Here is a 14,874-nt window from a genome sequence, read left to right on the forward strand (position 1 = left end):
TCATATCTGGAGGTACAAAGACGTGACCGCCGCACCCGCCGTGTCCCGTGCCACACGCACGAGCCCGCACACCCTCTCGAAGAAACGACGCTCGCCGCTGTCCGGCGGCGACTCCCGAGGCGCCTGGCTGTTCCTGGCGCCCTTCGGGCTCTTCTACCTGGCCTTCCTGCTCGGGCCGACGATCTGGATGATCATCACGAGCTTCTTCAACACCTCGACCGTCAAGGCAGGACTCGGCTCGTTCGCCGGGTTCAAGAACTACGGCGAGATGCTCGGCCGGGCCGATTTCTGGAGCGCCATGTGGCACACGCTCCAGTTCACGATCTACACGACCCCGCCGCTCGTGATCCTGGCCTTCGTGTTCGCGATCCTGACGAACCGGGTGCGCCGCGGGCAGTGGTTCTTCCGCCTCGCGTTCTTCCTGCCCTACATCCTGCCGTCGGCGACGATCTCCCTCATCTGGGTGTTCATCTTCACGCCGGGCACCGGCCTCTGGGCGTCCGCCCAGCAGGCGGTCGGACTCACTCCGGGTGCAGGCATCCTCGCCAGCCCGAACACCGCCATGATCGGCATCGCGATCGCGACCGTGTGGTGGACCCTCGGCTTCAACTTCGTGCTCTACCTCGCCGGTCTCCAAGAGATTCCGCGTGAACTGTACGAAGCCGCCGCCGTCGACGGTGCGACCACGTGGGAGCAGATCCGCTACATCACGCTGCCGCTCCTGGGTCGCACGACCACCCTGGTGGTCCTGCTCCAGATCATCGCCAGCCTGAAGATCTTCGACCAGGTCTACCTGATGACCTCGGGGGCCCCGGCATCTCGACGCAGGTCGCCCTCGGCCTCGTCACCGGGACCGCGTTCACCGACAACCGGGTCGGCGCAGCCTCTGCGGCCTCGGTGCTCCTCTTCATCGTCATCGTCGTGATCGCCGTCGTGCGGCAGATCATCGACCGCTCGCTGGCCCGAAAGGCGGCCTGATCATGGCCCTCACCGAAACCCGTCCCCGCACCAAGTCACCGATCTCGGGTGCCGCTCCGCAGGCTCGCACCGGCAAGGTCGGCGTCTCGGGCCGCACCTTCAGCATCGTCTCGGCGATCGTCCTGGTCGTGTTCGCGATCGTCTGGCTCATCCCGAGCCTGTTCGCCCTCAAGACGTCTCTCACCGACAACGGGGTCGCCGCGCTCGGAGCGACGAACATCCTCAAGAGCTGGAACCCGACGCTGCACTCCTTCGCGTCCTACTTCCAGGCCGGCGACATCTGGAACTGGTACCTCGCCAGCGCGATCACCTCGGTGGTCACCGCCGTGCTCACGGTGCTGTTCGGGTCGATGGCCGCGTTCGCCCTGTCGCGGCTGCGCTTCCGCGGGCAGAACATCGTCCTCCTGCTGATCCTGCTCGGCATCATGATCCCCACCCAGGTGCTGATCGTGCCGATCTTCCAGGAGCTCGGCGCCGTCAACCTCCTGAACACCTACTGGTCGGTGATCTTCCCGCAGGTGCCCGCCGTGATCGCGGTCTTCATCTTCAAGCAGTTCTTCGACGGCATCCCCAAGGAGCTCGAAGAAGCCGCCAGGATCGACGGAGCCGGCCTCTGGAAGGTGTACTGGTCGGTCGTCATGCCCCTGTCGCGCCCCGTCATCGCGGCCGTCACGATCCTGACCTTCGTCGGGGTCTGGAACAACCTGCTGCTGCCGCTGTTCGTCCTCTCGAACCCGAACCTCATGACGGTGCCGGTCGGCCTCGCCACCGTTCAGGGTTCGTTCGGTCTGCGGTACGCCGACATCCAGGCGGGCGCGCTCCTGGCCGCGCTGCCGCTGATCATCCTCTACCTGGCGTTCCAGCGTCAGATCGTCGAGGGCGTCACCGGCTCGGGCCTCAAAGGCTAGGGCGCAGGATCCCGCGGGCGCGCGCTCGGGCTCCGGCCCGGGTGCGTGCCCGCGTTTCTGCTCCTGCCCTCTCCCGTCCCCTCCTCCCGTCCTCCGTCCCCTCCCGCCCTCCTGCCCCCTCCCGTCCCTCCCGCCCCCTTCCCCTCCCGTCCCTCCCGCCCCCTCCCGAAATCGAAGGGGATTTTCGGCGGACCCCCTCCCGATCCGCATGAACGCATCGCGTTCGGGAGAATCCCCTTCGATTTTCGGAGGCCGGCGGGCGGGCGGGCGGCCGGGTGGGTCGGCAGGAGCGAAGGGACAGGCAAGCAGGCGAACGATGCCTCAGACGAGCGGCTTCTTCATCTGGACCGCCGTCGTCTCGTAGCCGAGCGACTCGTAGAGTCGGCGCGCGACCGTGTTGAAGCCGAAGACGTTGAGTCCGAGGAAGCCGCGCCCAGGCGCGCCGACTCCTCTTCGGCCAGAAGCATGGCGGCGCGTCCGTAGCCGTTGCCTCGCTCCGCTTCGGCGATCTCGACGTCGAAGACCCACCACGCGTTCGAGGGCTCGTCCACGACGCCGATCCACAGCTCGCCGACATCGCGACCGTCGTCGGTGTGCACCGTGTAGACGTGCTGGCCGGCCGCCGGTCTGCCCTCCGTGAAGTACGTGGTGAACGACTTCTCGGCGTTGGCCTCGGCCTGCTCGAGCGTTTCACCGGCATCGTGACGGGACCGGATGTACTCGGTGCGGCTCCGCGAGAGCCACTCGATGAGACGGGAGCCCTCCATGGGGCTGAGCGAGACGGACATGTCCTCAGCGTGCTGGGCCGCTGTGCCGGGCGCAAGTCTCGTCGACGGCCCGGAAGCGGCTACCTGCAACCCGCAACGCGCAACGCGCAACCCGCAACCCGCGGTCAGCGGCTCGCGGTCGGCGTCAGAGTCGCCGAAGCCGAAGCCGAAGCCGAAGCCGAAGCCGAAGCCGAAGCCGAAGCCGAAGGCGAGGCCGAGCCCGACGGCGACGGCGACGGCCGGTTCCGGTCGAGCTGGTGCCCGGCCACGAGGGCCGCGACGACGCCCGCGGTCACGAAGACGGCGACGATCAGCACGATGGCGGCGAGCGCCAGGCCGCGACGGAGCGTCACGCGGGCAGGATCGCGCGCGAGCAGCGAGTCACGTACGGCATTCCCACCGTGGCGCGACCGGCCGTGTCGGGGTGGGTGCGCAGGAGGTCGCGGACCTCGCCGAGCATCGCCTCCCGATCGGACGGCGACAGCGTGATGACGTAGCTGCGCGACGCCACCATCGCCTCGACGGTCTCGGGAGTCATCTCGAAGGTCCAGCGGAAGTCGCGTCGCTCGATCGGGCCGAAGGGGTCGCCGACCTGGGGCGACTCCGACGCCATGTCGCTCTCCGTGGCGGCGCTCGCGGCGGACATGATGCTCTCGAGCGCGTCCAGCCAGGGTGCGGCGCCCTCGCGGATGTTCCAGAGCAGCCCGAGGACGCCGCCCGGTTTCAGGACCCGGGCGACTTCGGGCACGGCGCGCTCCGGGTCGACCCAGTGCCACGCCTGTGCGGCCAGGACGGCGTCGGCGGTGGCGCCGTCGATCGGCAGGCGCTCCGCCGACCCGGGCAGGACCTGCACCCCGGGCACGTTCCGGATGAGCTGCTCGCGCATGCCTGCCGACGGCTCGATCGCGGTCACGTCGGGAACCCGTTCGACGAGCAGGCGGGTGAGCTTGCCGGTTCCGGCCCCGAGGTCGACGACGTTCTGGGCGCCGGCCGGGAGGAGCCAGTCGACGGCCTCGGCCGGGTACCCCGGGCGGCCGCGTTCGTAGACGTCGGCCGCTGATCCGAACGACGTGGCCTGGGCTTCGTGGTGCTGACCGGGTTCGAAGGCGTCGGTGGAACTCATGCTGCCAGCCTGCCACGGATGCCGCCTCATTCGGCTCCTGCCAGGAGCTCCGGCAGGGTGGCGACGGCGGCCTGCGCCAACTCGGCGACGGTCGTGGGGCGCGGACCGGGCAGCACCGTGACGAGCCTCGTGTCGAAGCTCGCCTCGGCGCTGCCGGGCGTGAGGGAGCGCAGGATCGCGTCGAGGTCGAGCCCGGCCCGGCTCAGGGCCGCGAGCTCCCGGCCGTTCAGCCCGACCGGAAGCGGCCCGTTGCCGAGGTCGGTGCCGTAGAGCACCGAGCCGCCGGCCGCGTGGAAGCGCGTGAGGTTGTCGACGGCGGTGTCGAAGGCCACGCCGCCGCTCCCGTAGCCGTGGATGTCGAGGGTCGAGATCCACGTCATCCTGCGCGCGATGTCCTGCACGAGGTCGTCGTCGAGCCGCTCCGAGAACGGCGTGTGGGCCAGCGCGTCGACACCCGCCCGAGCCGCTCGTCTCGTCTGCCCGAGCCCTTGCGCGTGCGCGACGACCGGGAGGCCGAGGCGGTGCGCCTCGTCGACCACGGCGACGAGGAGGTCGTCGTCCCAGACCGGCCCCGCGTCGGAGTTGAGGGTGATCTTGGCCACCGTGGCGCCGTGATCCTGCAGGCCTTCGAGGGTCGTGCGGGCCGCGTCGCGATCGGCGATCTCGAGAGCCGCGGCTGCCGGCGCCCAGCCCGAGCGGCTCGGGTAGCCCCGGGGTGCGCAGAGCAGGCCACCGGACGTCGAGACCTCCGGCCAGCCCGAGTCCGCCGCCGTGCCTCGGGTGGGCCAGGAGGTGGAGAGCGCAGGATCCCAGCCGAGGTCGACCACGCGTCCGATCCCGCCGACGACGAGAGCTCCCGGGTCGACGAGGCCGAGGTGCACGTGGCTGTCGGTGAACGGCGCGAACACGGTGGCGGCGAGCTGACCGTCGGTCTCGGTGCCGTCGGCCGGGCCGCCGTACGACAGCCGACCCGCCTCGATGCGCAGGATGCTCGGGCCGCGCCAGCCGCCGAACCAGGCGTCGTCGCAGGTGAGGAGCATCCCGCCATCCTGCCAGCCGGTACCCTCGGCGCATGCAGATTCGTACCGCGACCGATGCCGATTGGGCCGGCATCTGGCCGTTCTACCGCGGAATCGCAGAGGCCGGCGAAACGTATGCGCTGCCGCCACGACGAACCGCGGACGAGGCTTGCGGAGACTGGTTCACGCCCGGTCACGCCGTCGTGGTCGCGGTCGACGACGGGGGCGCGATCCTGGGTTCCGCCCACTTCGGGCCGAACCGCCCGGGTCGCGGCTCTCACGTGTCGACGGCGAGCTTCATGGTCGCCCCGGAGGCTTCGGGGCAGGGTGTGGGCCGTGCGCTGGGGGAGTACGTCGTCGCCGCCGCCGCAGACGCCGGGTTCCACAGCATGCAGTTCAACGCGGTCGTCGAGACGAACGTTCGGGCCGTGGCGCTCTGGCAGTCGCTGGGGTTCGAGATCATCGGCACCGTTCCCGAGGCGTTCGAGCACCCGGCGCAGGGCCTCGTCGGACTCCACGTCATGTACCGCCGCCTCTGATCGACCGTGCGCCGGTGCGAGAGGAGGGCTCGCGAGAGCCCCGCCGGACGGTCCGCGTGGTGTCGGCCCGCCCGACGCCGCCGGGGCGCTAGCCTGAGCGGACAATGCGCGCAACTGTGCGAGACGTCGCCGCCCGAGCCGGGGTGAGCCCGAAGACCGTCTCGAACGTGATCAACGGCGTCGTCTTCGTGCGCCCGGAGACCCGGGAGCGGGTCGAGGCCGCGGTCGCCGAGCTGCAGTACGTGCCCAATCTGTCGGCTCGCGGCCTCCGGAACGGCCGCACCGGCGCCATCGCCCTCGCCTTCCCGGACGTCGCGATGGAGTACAGCGCCGAGATGCTCGACCAGTTCGTCGAGGTTGCCCACGAGAAGGGCTGGAACATCCAGCTCGAGCAGACGGGCAAAAGGCCGGAGCGCGAGCGGGAGCTGCTCTCCCGCGGGCGCGAGCACCTCGTCGACGGCCTGGTACTCAACCCGGTGCGCCTGGAGTCGAGCGCCATCGTCGGCGCCGACGAGCTCCCGCCCGTGGTCGTCATCGGCGAGGTCGAGCAGGATCTCGTCGACCACGTCTCACTCGACAGCGTCGCGGCCGCTCGCGACATGACCCAGCACCTCATCGCGCTCGGGCACCGCCGAATCGCGGTGGTCGGCGCGCACGCGCCGGAGTTCGACACCGCGACCGCTCGCGCCAGGACCATCGGCTATCGGCAGGCGCTCGCCGAGGCCGGGATCCCGCACGACCCGCGCCTCGAGCTCGTCGTCGACGACTGGGTCGCCGGCGCCGGGGGCCGTGTCGTGCTCGAGGCGCTCGACTCGGGCCTCGAGATGGATGCGATCTTCGCTTTCACCGACTCGATGGCCGAAGGGGTGCTGAGCGCCCTGTCGTCGCGCGGGATCCTGGTGCCGAACGATCTCTCCGTGACCGGGTTCGACGACGTCGCCTCGGGCCGCTACGCGTCGCCCCCTCTCACCACCGTGTCGTTCGACAAGCGGGAGTTCGCCGAGGTCACGCTGACGCTGCTCTCGGAGCGCATCGCCGACCGCGGTCTGCCGCCCCGCGGCGTCCACATCGCGCACGAGATCGTCTCGCGTTCGAGCACGCGCGCCCGCTGAACCCGGGGCGCCGGCCCGGCACCACGGGTCGACCACCGGCGGGAGTGACGACACCTCAGGACCACGACCGCGCTCCCGTGGTGCGATTCATCGTGCACGGGCGCCGACCTAGCGTTGAGACATCGGCCCGATCGGGTCGCGGCTCCCGCCAGCGGGGGTCTTCACGAAAGGAACCGCACCATGGAGTTCACCCACGTCCTCCCCGCCATCGCCGGCCTCGTCGTCCTCGCGGGCCTCGTCGTCCTCTGGATCGCGGCCGTCGTCAGCATCCTGCGCAGCTCGCTCGCCTCGCCGGTCGTCAAGGGCCTCTGGATCCTCGCCGTTCTGGCCTTCACCTTCGTCGGCCCGGTCGTCTGGTTCATCGTGTCGGCTCACGAGCGCCGTCACCCCCGCGCGTCTCTGACGACCCCCGTCTCCTGACCGGTCAGGCTTGAAATCGGATCCCATTACAACGATATAATGGAGACATCCGACTTCGATCACTGGAGATCCATGTCCCGCGCAACCATCACCCTCGACCGCGACTTCACCATCGGGGAGGTGCCCAGGCGATTGTTCGGCTCGTTCGTCGAGCACATGGGTCGCTGCGTCTACACCGGCATCTACGAGCCCGGTCATCCCGAGTCCGATGAGCGGGGGTTCCGGCAAGACGTGCTGAAGCTCGTCAAAGAGCTGGGCGCGACCGTCATCCGCTACCCCGGCGGCAACTTCGTCTCCGGCTACAACTGGGAAGACGGCGTCGGCCCCGTGTCGGAGCGGCCGCGGCGACTGGACGGCGCCTGGCACACGGTCGAGACGAACGCCTTCGGCCTCCACGAGTTCGTGGAGTGGTCGAAGGAGGCCGGGACCGAGATCATGGAGGCCATCAACCTCGGCACGCGCGGCGTCAACGAGGCCCGCGAGCTCGTCGAGTACGCCAACCACCCCGGCGGGACCGCTCTCTCCGACCGCCGCATCGCCAACGGCGCGAAGGACCCCTTCGACATCAAGCTCTGGTGCCTCGGCAACGAGCTCGACGGGCCCTGGCAGATCGGCCACAAGACCGCCGACGAGTACGGTCGCCTCGCGCAGGAGGCCGGCAAGGCCATGCGCTTCGTCGACCCGACCATCGAGCTCGTCGCGGTGGGGTCGTCGAACTCCGGCATGCCGACCTTCGGCTCGTGGGAGCACACCGTCCTCTCGCACGCCTACGACGAGGTCGACTACATGTCGATGCACGCCTACTACCAGGAGCACGACGGCGACGCCGAGTCGTTCCTCGCCAGCGCGGTCGACATGGACTACTTCATCGAGTCGGTCACGGCGACCGCCGACGCCGTGCGGGCGAAGCGGAAGGCCAAGAAGTACATCAACCTCTCGTTCGACGAGTGGAACGTCTGGTACCAGCGCGGCCTGACCACCGACGACCAGCCGTCGGCCGTCAGCCAGTCGTGGCGCGAGCACCCGCGCCTCATCGAGGACGCCTACAACGTCACCGACGCCGTCGTGGTGGGCACGCTCCTCAACTCGCTGCTCCGCCACGGCGACCGCGTGTCGATCGCGAACCAGGCGCAGCTCGTCAACGTCATCGCGCCGATCCGGTCCGAAGAGAACGGTCCGGCCTGGAAGCAGACCATCTTCTGGCCGTTCGCCCGCATGGCCGCCCTCGCGAAGGGGCAGATCCTGCGCGCAGCCGTCACGTCCGACCGGATCGAGACGGCCCAGTTCGGCGACGCCGACCTCGTCGACGTCAGCGCCACCTACGACGAGGCGTCCGGTCGGGTCGCCCTGTTCCTGGCCAACCGCGGGCTCGAGGAGCCCGCTGAGGTCGATGTCGCTCTCCGCGGGTTCGCGGGCGCGCGCGTCGTCCGGGCCGAACTGCTCGAGGTCCCCGAGGGCGGCTCCCGCTACACGGCCAACACGCTCGACGCGCAGGACGCCGTGGGCCTGGTTCCCCTCGAGGGCGTCACGGTCGACGGATCGTCCGCGAAGCTGTCGCTGCCCGCGCTCTCGTGGGCGGTCGTCGAGCTCGAGGTCACGCGCGGCTGAGCCCGAGGGGGCTCGCCCGCACGGTCACGACGCGGCGGCGAGCACCTTCTGGATCCGCTGCAGCGAGACCGACTCGGCGGGGCGGAGATCCTGCGCGAACAGCGAGAGGCGGAACTCCTCGAGCATCCAGCGGGCCCGGGTGAGCGAAGGATCAGCCCCGGCAGCAGGCGGGAAAGCGCCACCCGCATCGACGTACCTTGCCGTGGCCTGCTGCACCTCGACCATCCACGCGCGATCGCGAGCGGGATTCTCGAGCAGTTTCGTGATCCGGCGCTGGATCCCGACGAGGTAGACCGGAACCCGCTGCAGGCGCGCCAGCCCGGTGGCCGAGACGAAGCCGGGAAACAGCAGGCGATCGCGCTGCTCGCGGGCGTCGGTCAGAGCCGGCAGCAGCGCCAGGTTGGTGGCCTGCTTGAGGGCCTTGTCGGCGTCTCGCGCGGCGGTCAGGGTGCGAGCGACGAGCGAGACGGTCTGGAACATCGAGTCCATCACGGCGGCCGACACGCGATCGCGCACGGTCTCGAACTCCTTCTTGGTGAACAGCAGGCCGTCGGGCTTCACGCGGAAGAGCACGTCGTCGACGACGGCGACGAGGCAGTCGGCGAACAGCGCCGCCGTGTTCTGGTACGGGCTGGTCGCCAGGATCAGCTTCTCCTGGCTGGTCAGATGCTGCTGCACGTAGGCGATCGGCGAGGGCGTCTGCAGCATGAGCAGGCGCCGGACTCCGCGCGGAGTCGCGAGCGCCTGGTCGGCGGCGGTGGCCATGAGCTGGATCGACACCGAGGTGCCCTCGTCGACGAGCGCGGGGTAGGCGCGGATCGTCGTCTCGCCGTGACGCGTGTCGACCGTCTGCGGGAGATCGTCGAAGTCCCATTTCGTGATGCCCTCGCGCTGGATCGTCGGCCCGGCGACGGTCGCCGGCGCTTCCGTCGCGCGCGCCACGCTGCGGCGGGTATCGAGAGCGAGCGACTTCTGCAGTGCGCCGAGGTCTTTGTCGATGCCGACGACGACGCTCTTCTCGTCGACGACGGCGAAGGTCATGCGGAGGTGCGCCGGGATCCGCGACAGGTCGAAGTCGGCGGACGACACCGGCGTGTAGGTGAGGCGCTTGATGACCTCGGCCACGGTCGCCGTGAAGGGGACGGTGAAATCGTGCGGCTCGTCCGGGAGCTCTGCCGTGATCTTCGCGGCCCAGTCGGCTGCGGGCACGACGTTCTTGCGGATCTGCTTCGGCAGCGACTTGATGAGCGCGGTGACGAGTTCGTCGCGGAAGGCGGGCACCTGCCAGTCGAAGCCCCCGGGCTGCAAGCGGGCGAGCAGTGGAAGCGGCACGAGCACGGTGACCCCGTCGTCGTGCGACCCTGGTTCGAACCGGTAGCGCAGGGCGAGGTGCTGGTCGCCCTGCCGCCAGGCCGTCGGATACTTCTCGTCGTCGACCTCGGGCTCTTCCTCGCCGAGGAGGTCTTCGGCCTTCATCGTGAGAAGGTCGGGCGTGGCGGCGCGCGTCTTGCGCCACCAGCCCTCGAAGGAGCGCATGCTGCTCACCTCGGCGGGGACCCGGCGGTGGTAGAACTCGAACACCGCGTCGCCGTCGACCAGGATGTCGCGGCGGCGCGTGCGCTCCTCCAGCTCGGTCAGCTCGTCGATCAGCGCGTTGTTGAGCTGCTGGAACGTCTGGTGCGACTCCCAGTCGCCCTCGACGAGCGCGTGCCGAATGAAGAGCTCGCGCGCATAGACCGGGTCGATCCGGCTGAACTGGACGCGCTGCCGCGGGATGATCGGGACGCCGTAGAGCGTGACCCGCTCGAAGGCGACGACCGCCCCCTGCTTCTTCTCCCAGTGCGGCTCGGAGTGGCTGCGCTTGACGAGGTCACCGGCGATCGGGGCGGCCCACGCAGGATCGATCGCGCCGTTGACGCGGGCGAACAGGCGGCTGGTCTCGACGAGCTCGGCGCTCATGATCGCGTTCGGCTGCTTCTTCGCCAGGGCGGAGCCCGGGAAGATGACGAACCGGGACTGGCGTGCGCCGACGTAGTCCTTCTTCTGCAGGTCTTTCAGCCCGATCTGACTGAGCAGGCCCGCAAGGAGCGACTTGTGGACGCCGTCGGGGTTGGCGCTCGGCTCGCCGATGTGAAGGCCCAGAGGCTTCACGGCGCGGACGAGCTGCCGGTAGACGTCTTGCCACTCGCGGATGCGCAGGTAGTTCAGGAACTCGGCCTTGCAGAGGCGACGGAACGCGCTCGAGCCGAGCTCTCTCTTCTCTCGAGGTAGTTCCAGAGGTTGAGGAACGTCAGGAAGTCGCCGGACGGGTCGGTGAAGCGCGCGTGCTGCTGGTCGGCCTGCGGGCGGCGCTCGAGCGGCCGCTCCCGAGGGTCTTGGATGCTCAGGCCTGCGACGATGGCCATGACCTCGCGGGTGGTGGCGTGCTGTTTGGACTCGAGCACCATTCGCGCGAGGCGGGGGTCGATCGGAAGCCGGGTGATCTGCCTGCCGACTCGGGTGATCCTGCCCTCGCCGTCGACCGCGGTGAGTTCTCTCAGCAGGTCGAGGCCGTCTTTGATGCCGCGGGAGTCGGGCGGTTGCAGAAACGGGAACTTCGCGATGTCGCCCAGGCCGAGCGAGATCATCTGCAGGATCACGGCGGCGAGGTTCGTGCGCAGGATCTCGGGTTCGGTGAACTCCGGGCGCTTCTCGAAGTCTTGTTCGGAATAGAGCCGGATCGCGATGCCGTCGCTGGTGCGGCCGGAGCGACCCGAGCGCTGGTTGGCGCTCGCCTGCGAGATGGCCTCGATCGGCAGGCGCTGGACCTTCGCGCGCGTGGAGTAGCGGCTGATGCGCGCCGTGCCCGCGTCGATCACGTACCGGATGCCCGGGACCGTGAGGCTGGTCTCGGCGACGTTCGTGGCGAGGACGATCCTGCGCCTGGTCCCGGCCGTGCGGGATGTCTCGAAGACGCGGTGCTGGTCGGCGGCGCTCAGGCGGCCGTAGAGGGGAGCACCTCGGTGAAGGGGAGGTTGCGGCCCCGGATCGACTCTTCGGCGTCGCGGATCTCGTTCTCGCCGGAGAGGAAGACGAGGACGTCGCCGTTGCTCTCGCGGGCGAGTTCGTCGAGGCCGTCGTTGATGCCCTGGAGGTAGTCGCGATCGTCGGCGCGTTCTGGGCGGGGGCCGGGTCGTCGTCGTCGGGGTCGTCCGATCCTGCGCTGTCGTCATCGGCCACGAGGGGGCGGTAGCGGATCTCGACCGGGTACGTGCGGCCAGACACCTCGATGATCGGGGCCCCGTCGAAGTGCTTGGAGAACGACTCCGGGTCGATCGTGGCGCTCGTGATGATGAGCTTGAGGTCGGGGCGGCGGGGAGCAGCTGCTTGAAGTAACCGATGAGGAAGTCGATGGTGAGGCTGCGCTCGTGGGCCTCGTCGATGATGATCGTGTCGTACTTGAGCAGATCGCGGTCGAAGTGGATCTCGTTGAGCAGGATCCCGTCGGTCATCAATTTGATGCGGGTGTCGGCCCCGACGTGGTCGGTGAAGCGGACCTGGTAGCCGACGAGGCCGCCGACCTCTTCGTGCAGCTCGTCGGCGATGCGCTCGGCGACGGTGCGGGCGGCGATGCGGCGCGGCTGGGTGTGGCCGATCATCGTGGCGCCGAGCTCGAGGCAGATCTTCGGCAGCTGGGTCGTCTTGCCCGACCCGGTCGCGCCCGCGACGATGACCACCTGGTTGTCACGGATCGCGGTCGCGATGTCGTCGCGCCGCTGGCTGACCGGCAGCTCCGGCGGGAAGGTGATCGTGGGATTCATGAGCGTTCCAGTCTAAGACGCGCTCATTGTGCACAGGGCGGCTTCCGGCTCGCGTTCTCCACGGGCGCACGCCGAGTCCGGCGCCGGGACGCCGAGAGGCGGCACTCTGGTCGCAGGAGGATGACGGATCGCCGCTTCACCCGGCCGACCGGGGCGAGGGGCGGGCAGGATCAGGCGTGCGCCGGAGCGAAGCGCGTCACGAGTTCACGCTTGAGCACCTTGCCGCTCGGGCCGAGGGGAAGAGCGTCGACGATGTGCACCACGCGGGGGTACTTGTAGGCGGCGATCTCGTCGCTGACGAACGCGATCAGTTCTTCGGGGGTCGCGGTGGAGTCGGGGCGTAGCACGACCGCCGCCTCGATCTCCTGTCCGTGCGTCTCGTGCGGCACGCCGAACACGGCCGCCATGGTGACGTCCGGGTGAGCGGCGAGCACCTCCTCGACCTGGCGCGGATACACGTTGTAGCCGTTGCGGATGATCATGTCCTTGGTGCGGTCGACGATCGTGAGGTAGCCGTCGTCGGACTTCGTCGCGAGGTCCCCGGTGCGGAACCAGCCGTCCACGATCGCGCGAGCGGTGTCCTCCGGCCGGTTGAGATAGCCGTTCATGATGTTGTGCCCACGGATGACGAGCTCGCCGATCGATCCGTTGGGCATCAGGACGATCGCGTCCTCGACGCTCGAGTCGGCGATCTCGACGTCGACACCCCAGATCGGCGTGCCGATGGTGCCCGGTCGAGGCGTCCGGCCGACGTGGTTGAACGTCGCGACCGGTGACGTCTCGGTGAGGCCGTAGCCCTCGTGGATCTCGGCGCCGTAGACATCGCGGAATCGGTCGATGATCGCCACCGGCAGAGCGGCGCCGCCCGAGATCGCGTACTTGAGGGTCGGCCTGCTGGCGCTGCGGGTGGCCGCGTCGAGGAGCGCCATGTACATCGTGGGCACACCCATGAAGATGTCGCAGCCCTGCTCCACCATCACCTGCAGCGCCGCGTCGCCGCTGAACTTCGGGACCATGACGACCGTGGCGCCGGCGCGGAACGCGACGTTCATCGTGCAGGTCTGGCCGAACGTGTGGAACAGCGGGAGGGCGCCGAGCACCTTGTCGCCGGCCTTCATCTCGAACGTGCTCAGCAGGAGGACGTTCACCTGCTCGAGGAGAGCGAAGTGAGAGCCCTCCGCGCCCTTCGGCTGACCGGTCGTGCCGCTCGTGTAGAGGATCGTGGCCGTGTCGAAGGGGTCGCGGGGCACGTAGGTGTCGAGCGGCTCGGCCGCTTCGGCGAGCGCCTCGAGCCGGTCGTACCCGGTCACCAGGTCGGACGGCGCGAGAACCGTGACGACGTCGACTCCGGCGAGACCGGCTCCCGGTGCGCCCTCGGCCAGGAGGGGCGCCGCGCAGACCAGCATGGTCGAACCGCTGTCGCGGAGGACGTACTCGATCTCGTGCTGCTTCAGGAGCGCGTGGATCGGAACAGCGACGGCTCCGAGCGCGAGCACCGCGTAGTACACCCGGGGAAGTCGGCCACGTTCGGTACCAGCATCGCGACGCGGCTGCCCTCCGTCACCCCCTTGGCTCGAAGGGCTCCGGCGTATTCGCGGGTCTGCCGCCAGAGCTCCGAGTAGGTCGTCGAGACCGGACCGACCGTGACGGCGATCTCGTCGGGGAAGCGGTCGGCGGACTCCTTGAGGATCGAGGCGACCGAGGCGGTGGCGGTGTGACTCATCGGACTCTTCTTTCGTCTTCGTTGACGGCAGTGGTGCGAGTGGTGCGACTGGTCATCGCATCATACGATTGCATCCTTTGAGTCGCGAGGCTCCGGGTCAGGTTTCACCCGCAGGATCGCACGCGCCGCCAGCGGGTACGCCGCGGACGCCGTCGAAGAGCGCCGCCTACGGTGTCGAGTCGACCCAGCGGTCGCGGGCCCTCGCGCCCGCGGCGGTGAGGCGATCGACCTGCGGGGCGAGCCACGGCCAGGCGATCCCCACCCCGACGCAGAGGGCGACGACGTCGAACAGGCGGCCCTGCCAGGCGGTGGCGTTCGCGAACGTCTGGAGCGCGTCAACCGGCAGGAGTCCCCACGCGAGCGAGATCAGTTCTGTTGCGACGGCCAGGACGGCCAAGACGGTGATGCCGCGTCGGGCGCTCGTGGAGGCGCCGCGCGAGGACACGGCGAAGACGGCTGCCGTCACCAGCGCCAGCAACTGGGCGAGGAGACGCAGCCGAGGACGATGCCGAACGCTCGGACGCCGGCGGACGAGAAGTCGACGGAGCCACGCGGGAAGAACCACGCAGCGACGACGCCGACGACGGCCAGGGCACCCGACACGAACAGGGCCCACCTGGCCAGCCGGCTCGGTCCGAGCAGCCCCGCGCCGGCGCCGGGAAGGCCGAAGGCGATGACCGCGAAGCCCACGAACAGCGCGACCGCCACGATCAGCCCGGCGGCCTCGCCGTACCACCACCCGAACGGACGGAGAAGGATCAGGTGAGCGACGACCACACCGGCACCGCCGACGAGCGCAACTCGTGAATCGAGCCGAGGAGACTCCGCAGTCTGGACCATGACGACATCCTGCCACTGGTCCGAGATATCAGCCAGG

12 protein-coding genes and 2 pseudogenes are annotated in these 14,874 nt (G+C 69.5%); 6 read left to right on the plus strand and 8 right to left on the minus strand.

Annotation, left to right across the window (positions count from 1 at the left end):
• Positions 1 to 22 precede the first annotated feature (22 nt).
• Together QUE79_RS08520 and QUE79_RS08525 are read left to right on the plus strand one after the other, a co-directional pair.
• Entirely contained in the window at positions 23 to 925 is a 903-nt protein-coding gene (locus tag QUE79_RS08520) for a carbohydrate ABC transporter permease (protein WP_286346288.1), read from the plus strand.
• 55 nt (positions 926 to 980) lie between these two features.
• Positions 981 to 1,886 (plus strand): carbohydrate ABC transporter permease, encoded by a 906-nt coding sequence (locus tag QUE79_RS08525; protein ID WP_286346289.1) that lies wholly within the window; start codon positions 981 to 983, stop codon positions 1,884 to 1,886.
• Positions 1,887 to 2,224: 338 nt separating this feature from the next.
• On the opposite strand, the gene QUE79_RS08530 is transcribed toward QUE79_RS08525, so the two are convergent.
• From QUE79_RS08530 to QUE79_RS08545, 4 genes are all read right to left on the minus strand, one after another.
• Entirely contained in the window at positions 2,225 to 2,674 is a 450-nt protein-coding gene (locus QUE79_RS08530) for a GNAT family N-acetyltransferase (RefSeq protein WP_286346290.1), read from the minus strand.
• Between the two features lie 104 nt (positions 2,675 to 2,778).
• On the minus strand, positions 2,779 to 3,006 hold the full coding sequence (locus QUE79_RS08535; protein ID WP_286346291.1) for a hypothetical protein: 228 nt from the start codon (positions 3,004 to 3,006) through the stop codon (positions 2,779 to 2,781).
• Positions 3,003 to 3,776 carry a class I SAM-dependent methyltransferase gene (locus QUE79_RS08540; RefSeq protein WP_286346292.1) on the minus strand — a complete coding sequence of 258 codons (774 nt, stop codon included), beginning with the start codon at positions 3,774 to 3,776 and terminating at the stop codon, positions 3,003 to 3,005. The genes QUE79_RS08535 and QUE79_RS08540 overlap by 4 nt, the downstream gene beginning before the upstream one ends.
• Before the next feature lie 26 nt (positions 3,777 to 3,802).
• Positions 3,803 to 4,816 carry an amidohydrolase family protein gene (locus QUE79_RS08545; protein ID WP_286346293.1) on the minus strand — a complete coding sequence of 338 codons (1,014 nt, stop codon included), beginning with the start codon at positions 4,814 to 4,816 and terminating at the stop codon, positions 3,803 to 3,805.
• 32 nt (positions 4,817 to 4,848) lie between these two features.
• Here QUE79_RS08545 and QUE79_RS08550 point away from each other — a divergent pair, with 32 nt between their 5' ends.
• From QUE79_RS08550 to arfA, 4 genes are all read left to right on the plus strand, one after another.
• On the plus strand, positions 4,849 to 5,334 hold the full coding sequence (locus tag QUE79_RS08550; protein WP_286346294.1) for a GNAT family N-acetyltransferase: 486 nt from the start codon (positions 4,849 to 4,851) through the stop codon (positions 5,332 to 5,334).
• 104 nt (positions 5,335 to 5,438) lie between these two features.
• A complete protein-coding gene (locus QUE79_RS08555; protein WP_286346295.1) occupies positions 5,439 to 6,446 on the plus strand; it encodes a LacI family DNA-binding transcriptional regulator in 1,008 nt (335 codons plus the stop codon).
• Positions 6,447 to 6,626: 180 nt separating this feature from the next.
• Positions 6,627 to 6,866 carry a PLDc N-terminal domain-containing protein gene (locus QUE79_RS08560; RefSeq protein ID WP_286346296.1) on the plus strand — a complete coding sequence of 80 codons (240 nt, stop codon included), beginning with the start codon at positions 6,627 to 6,629 and terminating at the stop codon, positions 6,864 to 6,866.
• Between the two features lie 72 nt (positions 6,867 to 6,938).
• Entirely contained in the window at positions 6,939 to 8,474 is a 1,536-nt protein-coding gene (gene arfA / locus QUE79_RS08565) for an arabinosylfuranosidase ArfA (RefSeq protein ID WP_286346297.1), read from the plus strand.
• Positions 8,475 to 8,498: 24 nt separating this feature from the next.
• Here the strand turns inward: arfA and hrpA are convergent.
• From hrpA to QUE79_RS08585, 4 genes and pseudogenes are all read right to left on the minus strand, one after another.
• Positions 8,499 to 12,274: pseudogene (gene hrpA / locus QUE79_RS08570) on the minus strand (ATP-dependent RNA helicase HrpA).
• Between the two features lie 170 nt (positions 12,275 to 12,444).
• A pseudogene (locus QUE79_RS08575) lies at positions 12,445 to 13,997 on the minus strand (long-chain-fatty-acid--CoA ligase).
• 166 nt (positions 13,998 to 14,163) lie between these two features.
• A complete protein-coding gene (locus tag QUE79_RS08580; RefSeq protein ID WP_286346298.1) occupies positions 14,164 to 14,463 on the minus strand; it encodes a hypothetical protein in 300 nt (99 codons plus the stop codon).
• Positions 14,460 to 14,837 (minus strand): hypothetical protein, encoded by a 378-nt coding sequence (locus tag QUE79_RS08585; RefSeq protein ID WP_286346299.1) that lies wholly within the window; start codon positions 14,835 to 14,837, stop codon positions 14,460 to 14,462. The genes QUE79_RS08580 and QUE79_RS08585 overlap by 4 nt, the downstream gene beginning before the upstream one ends.
• Positions 14,838 to 14,874: the final 37 nt, after the last annotated feature.

It is taken from the genome of Frondihabitans sucicola (genome assembly GCF_030296615.1).
Classification (GTDB): domain Bacteria; phylum Actinomycetota; class Actinomycetes; order Actinomycetales; family Microbacteriaceae; genus Frondihabitans; species Frondihabitans sucicola.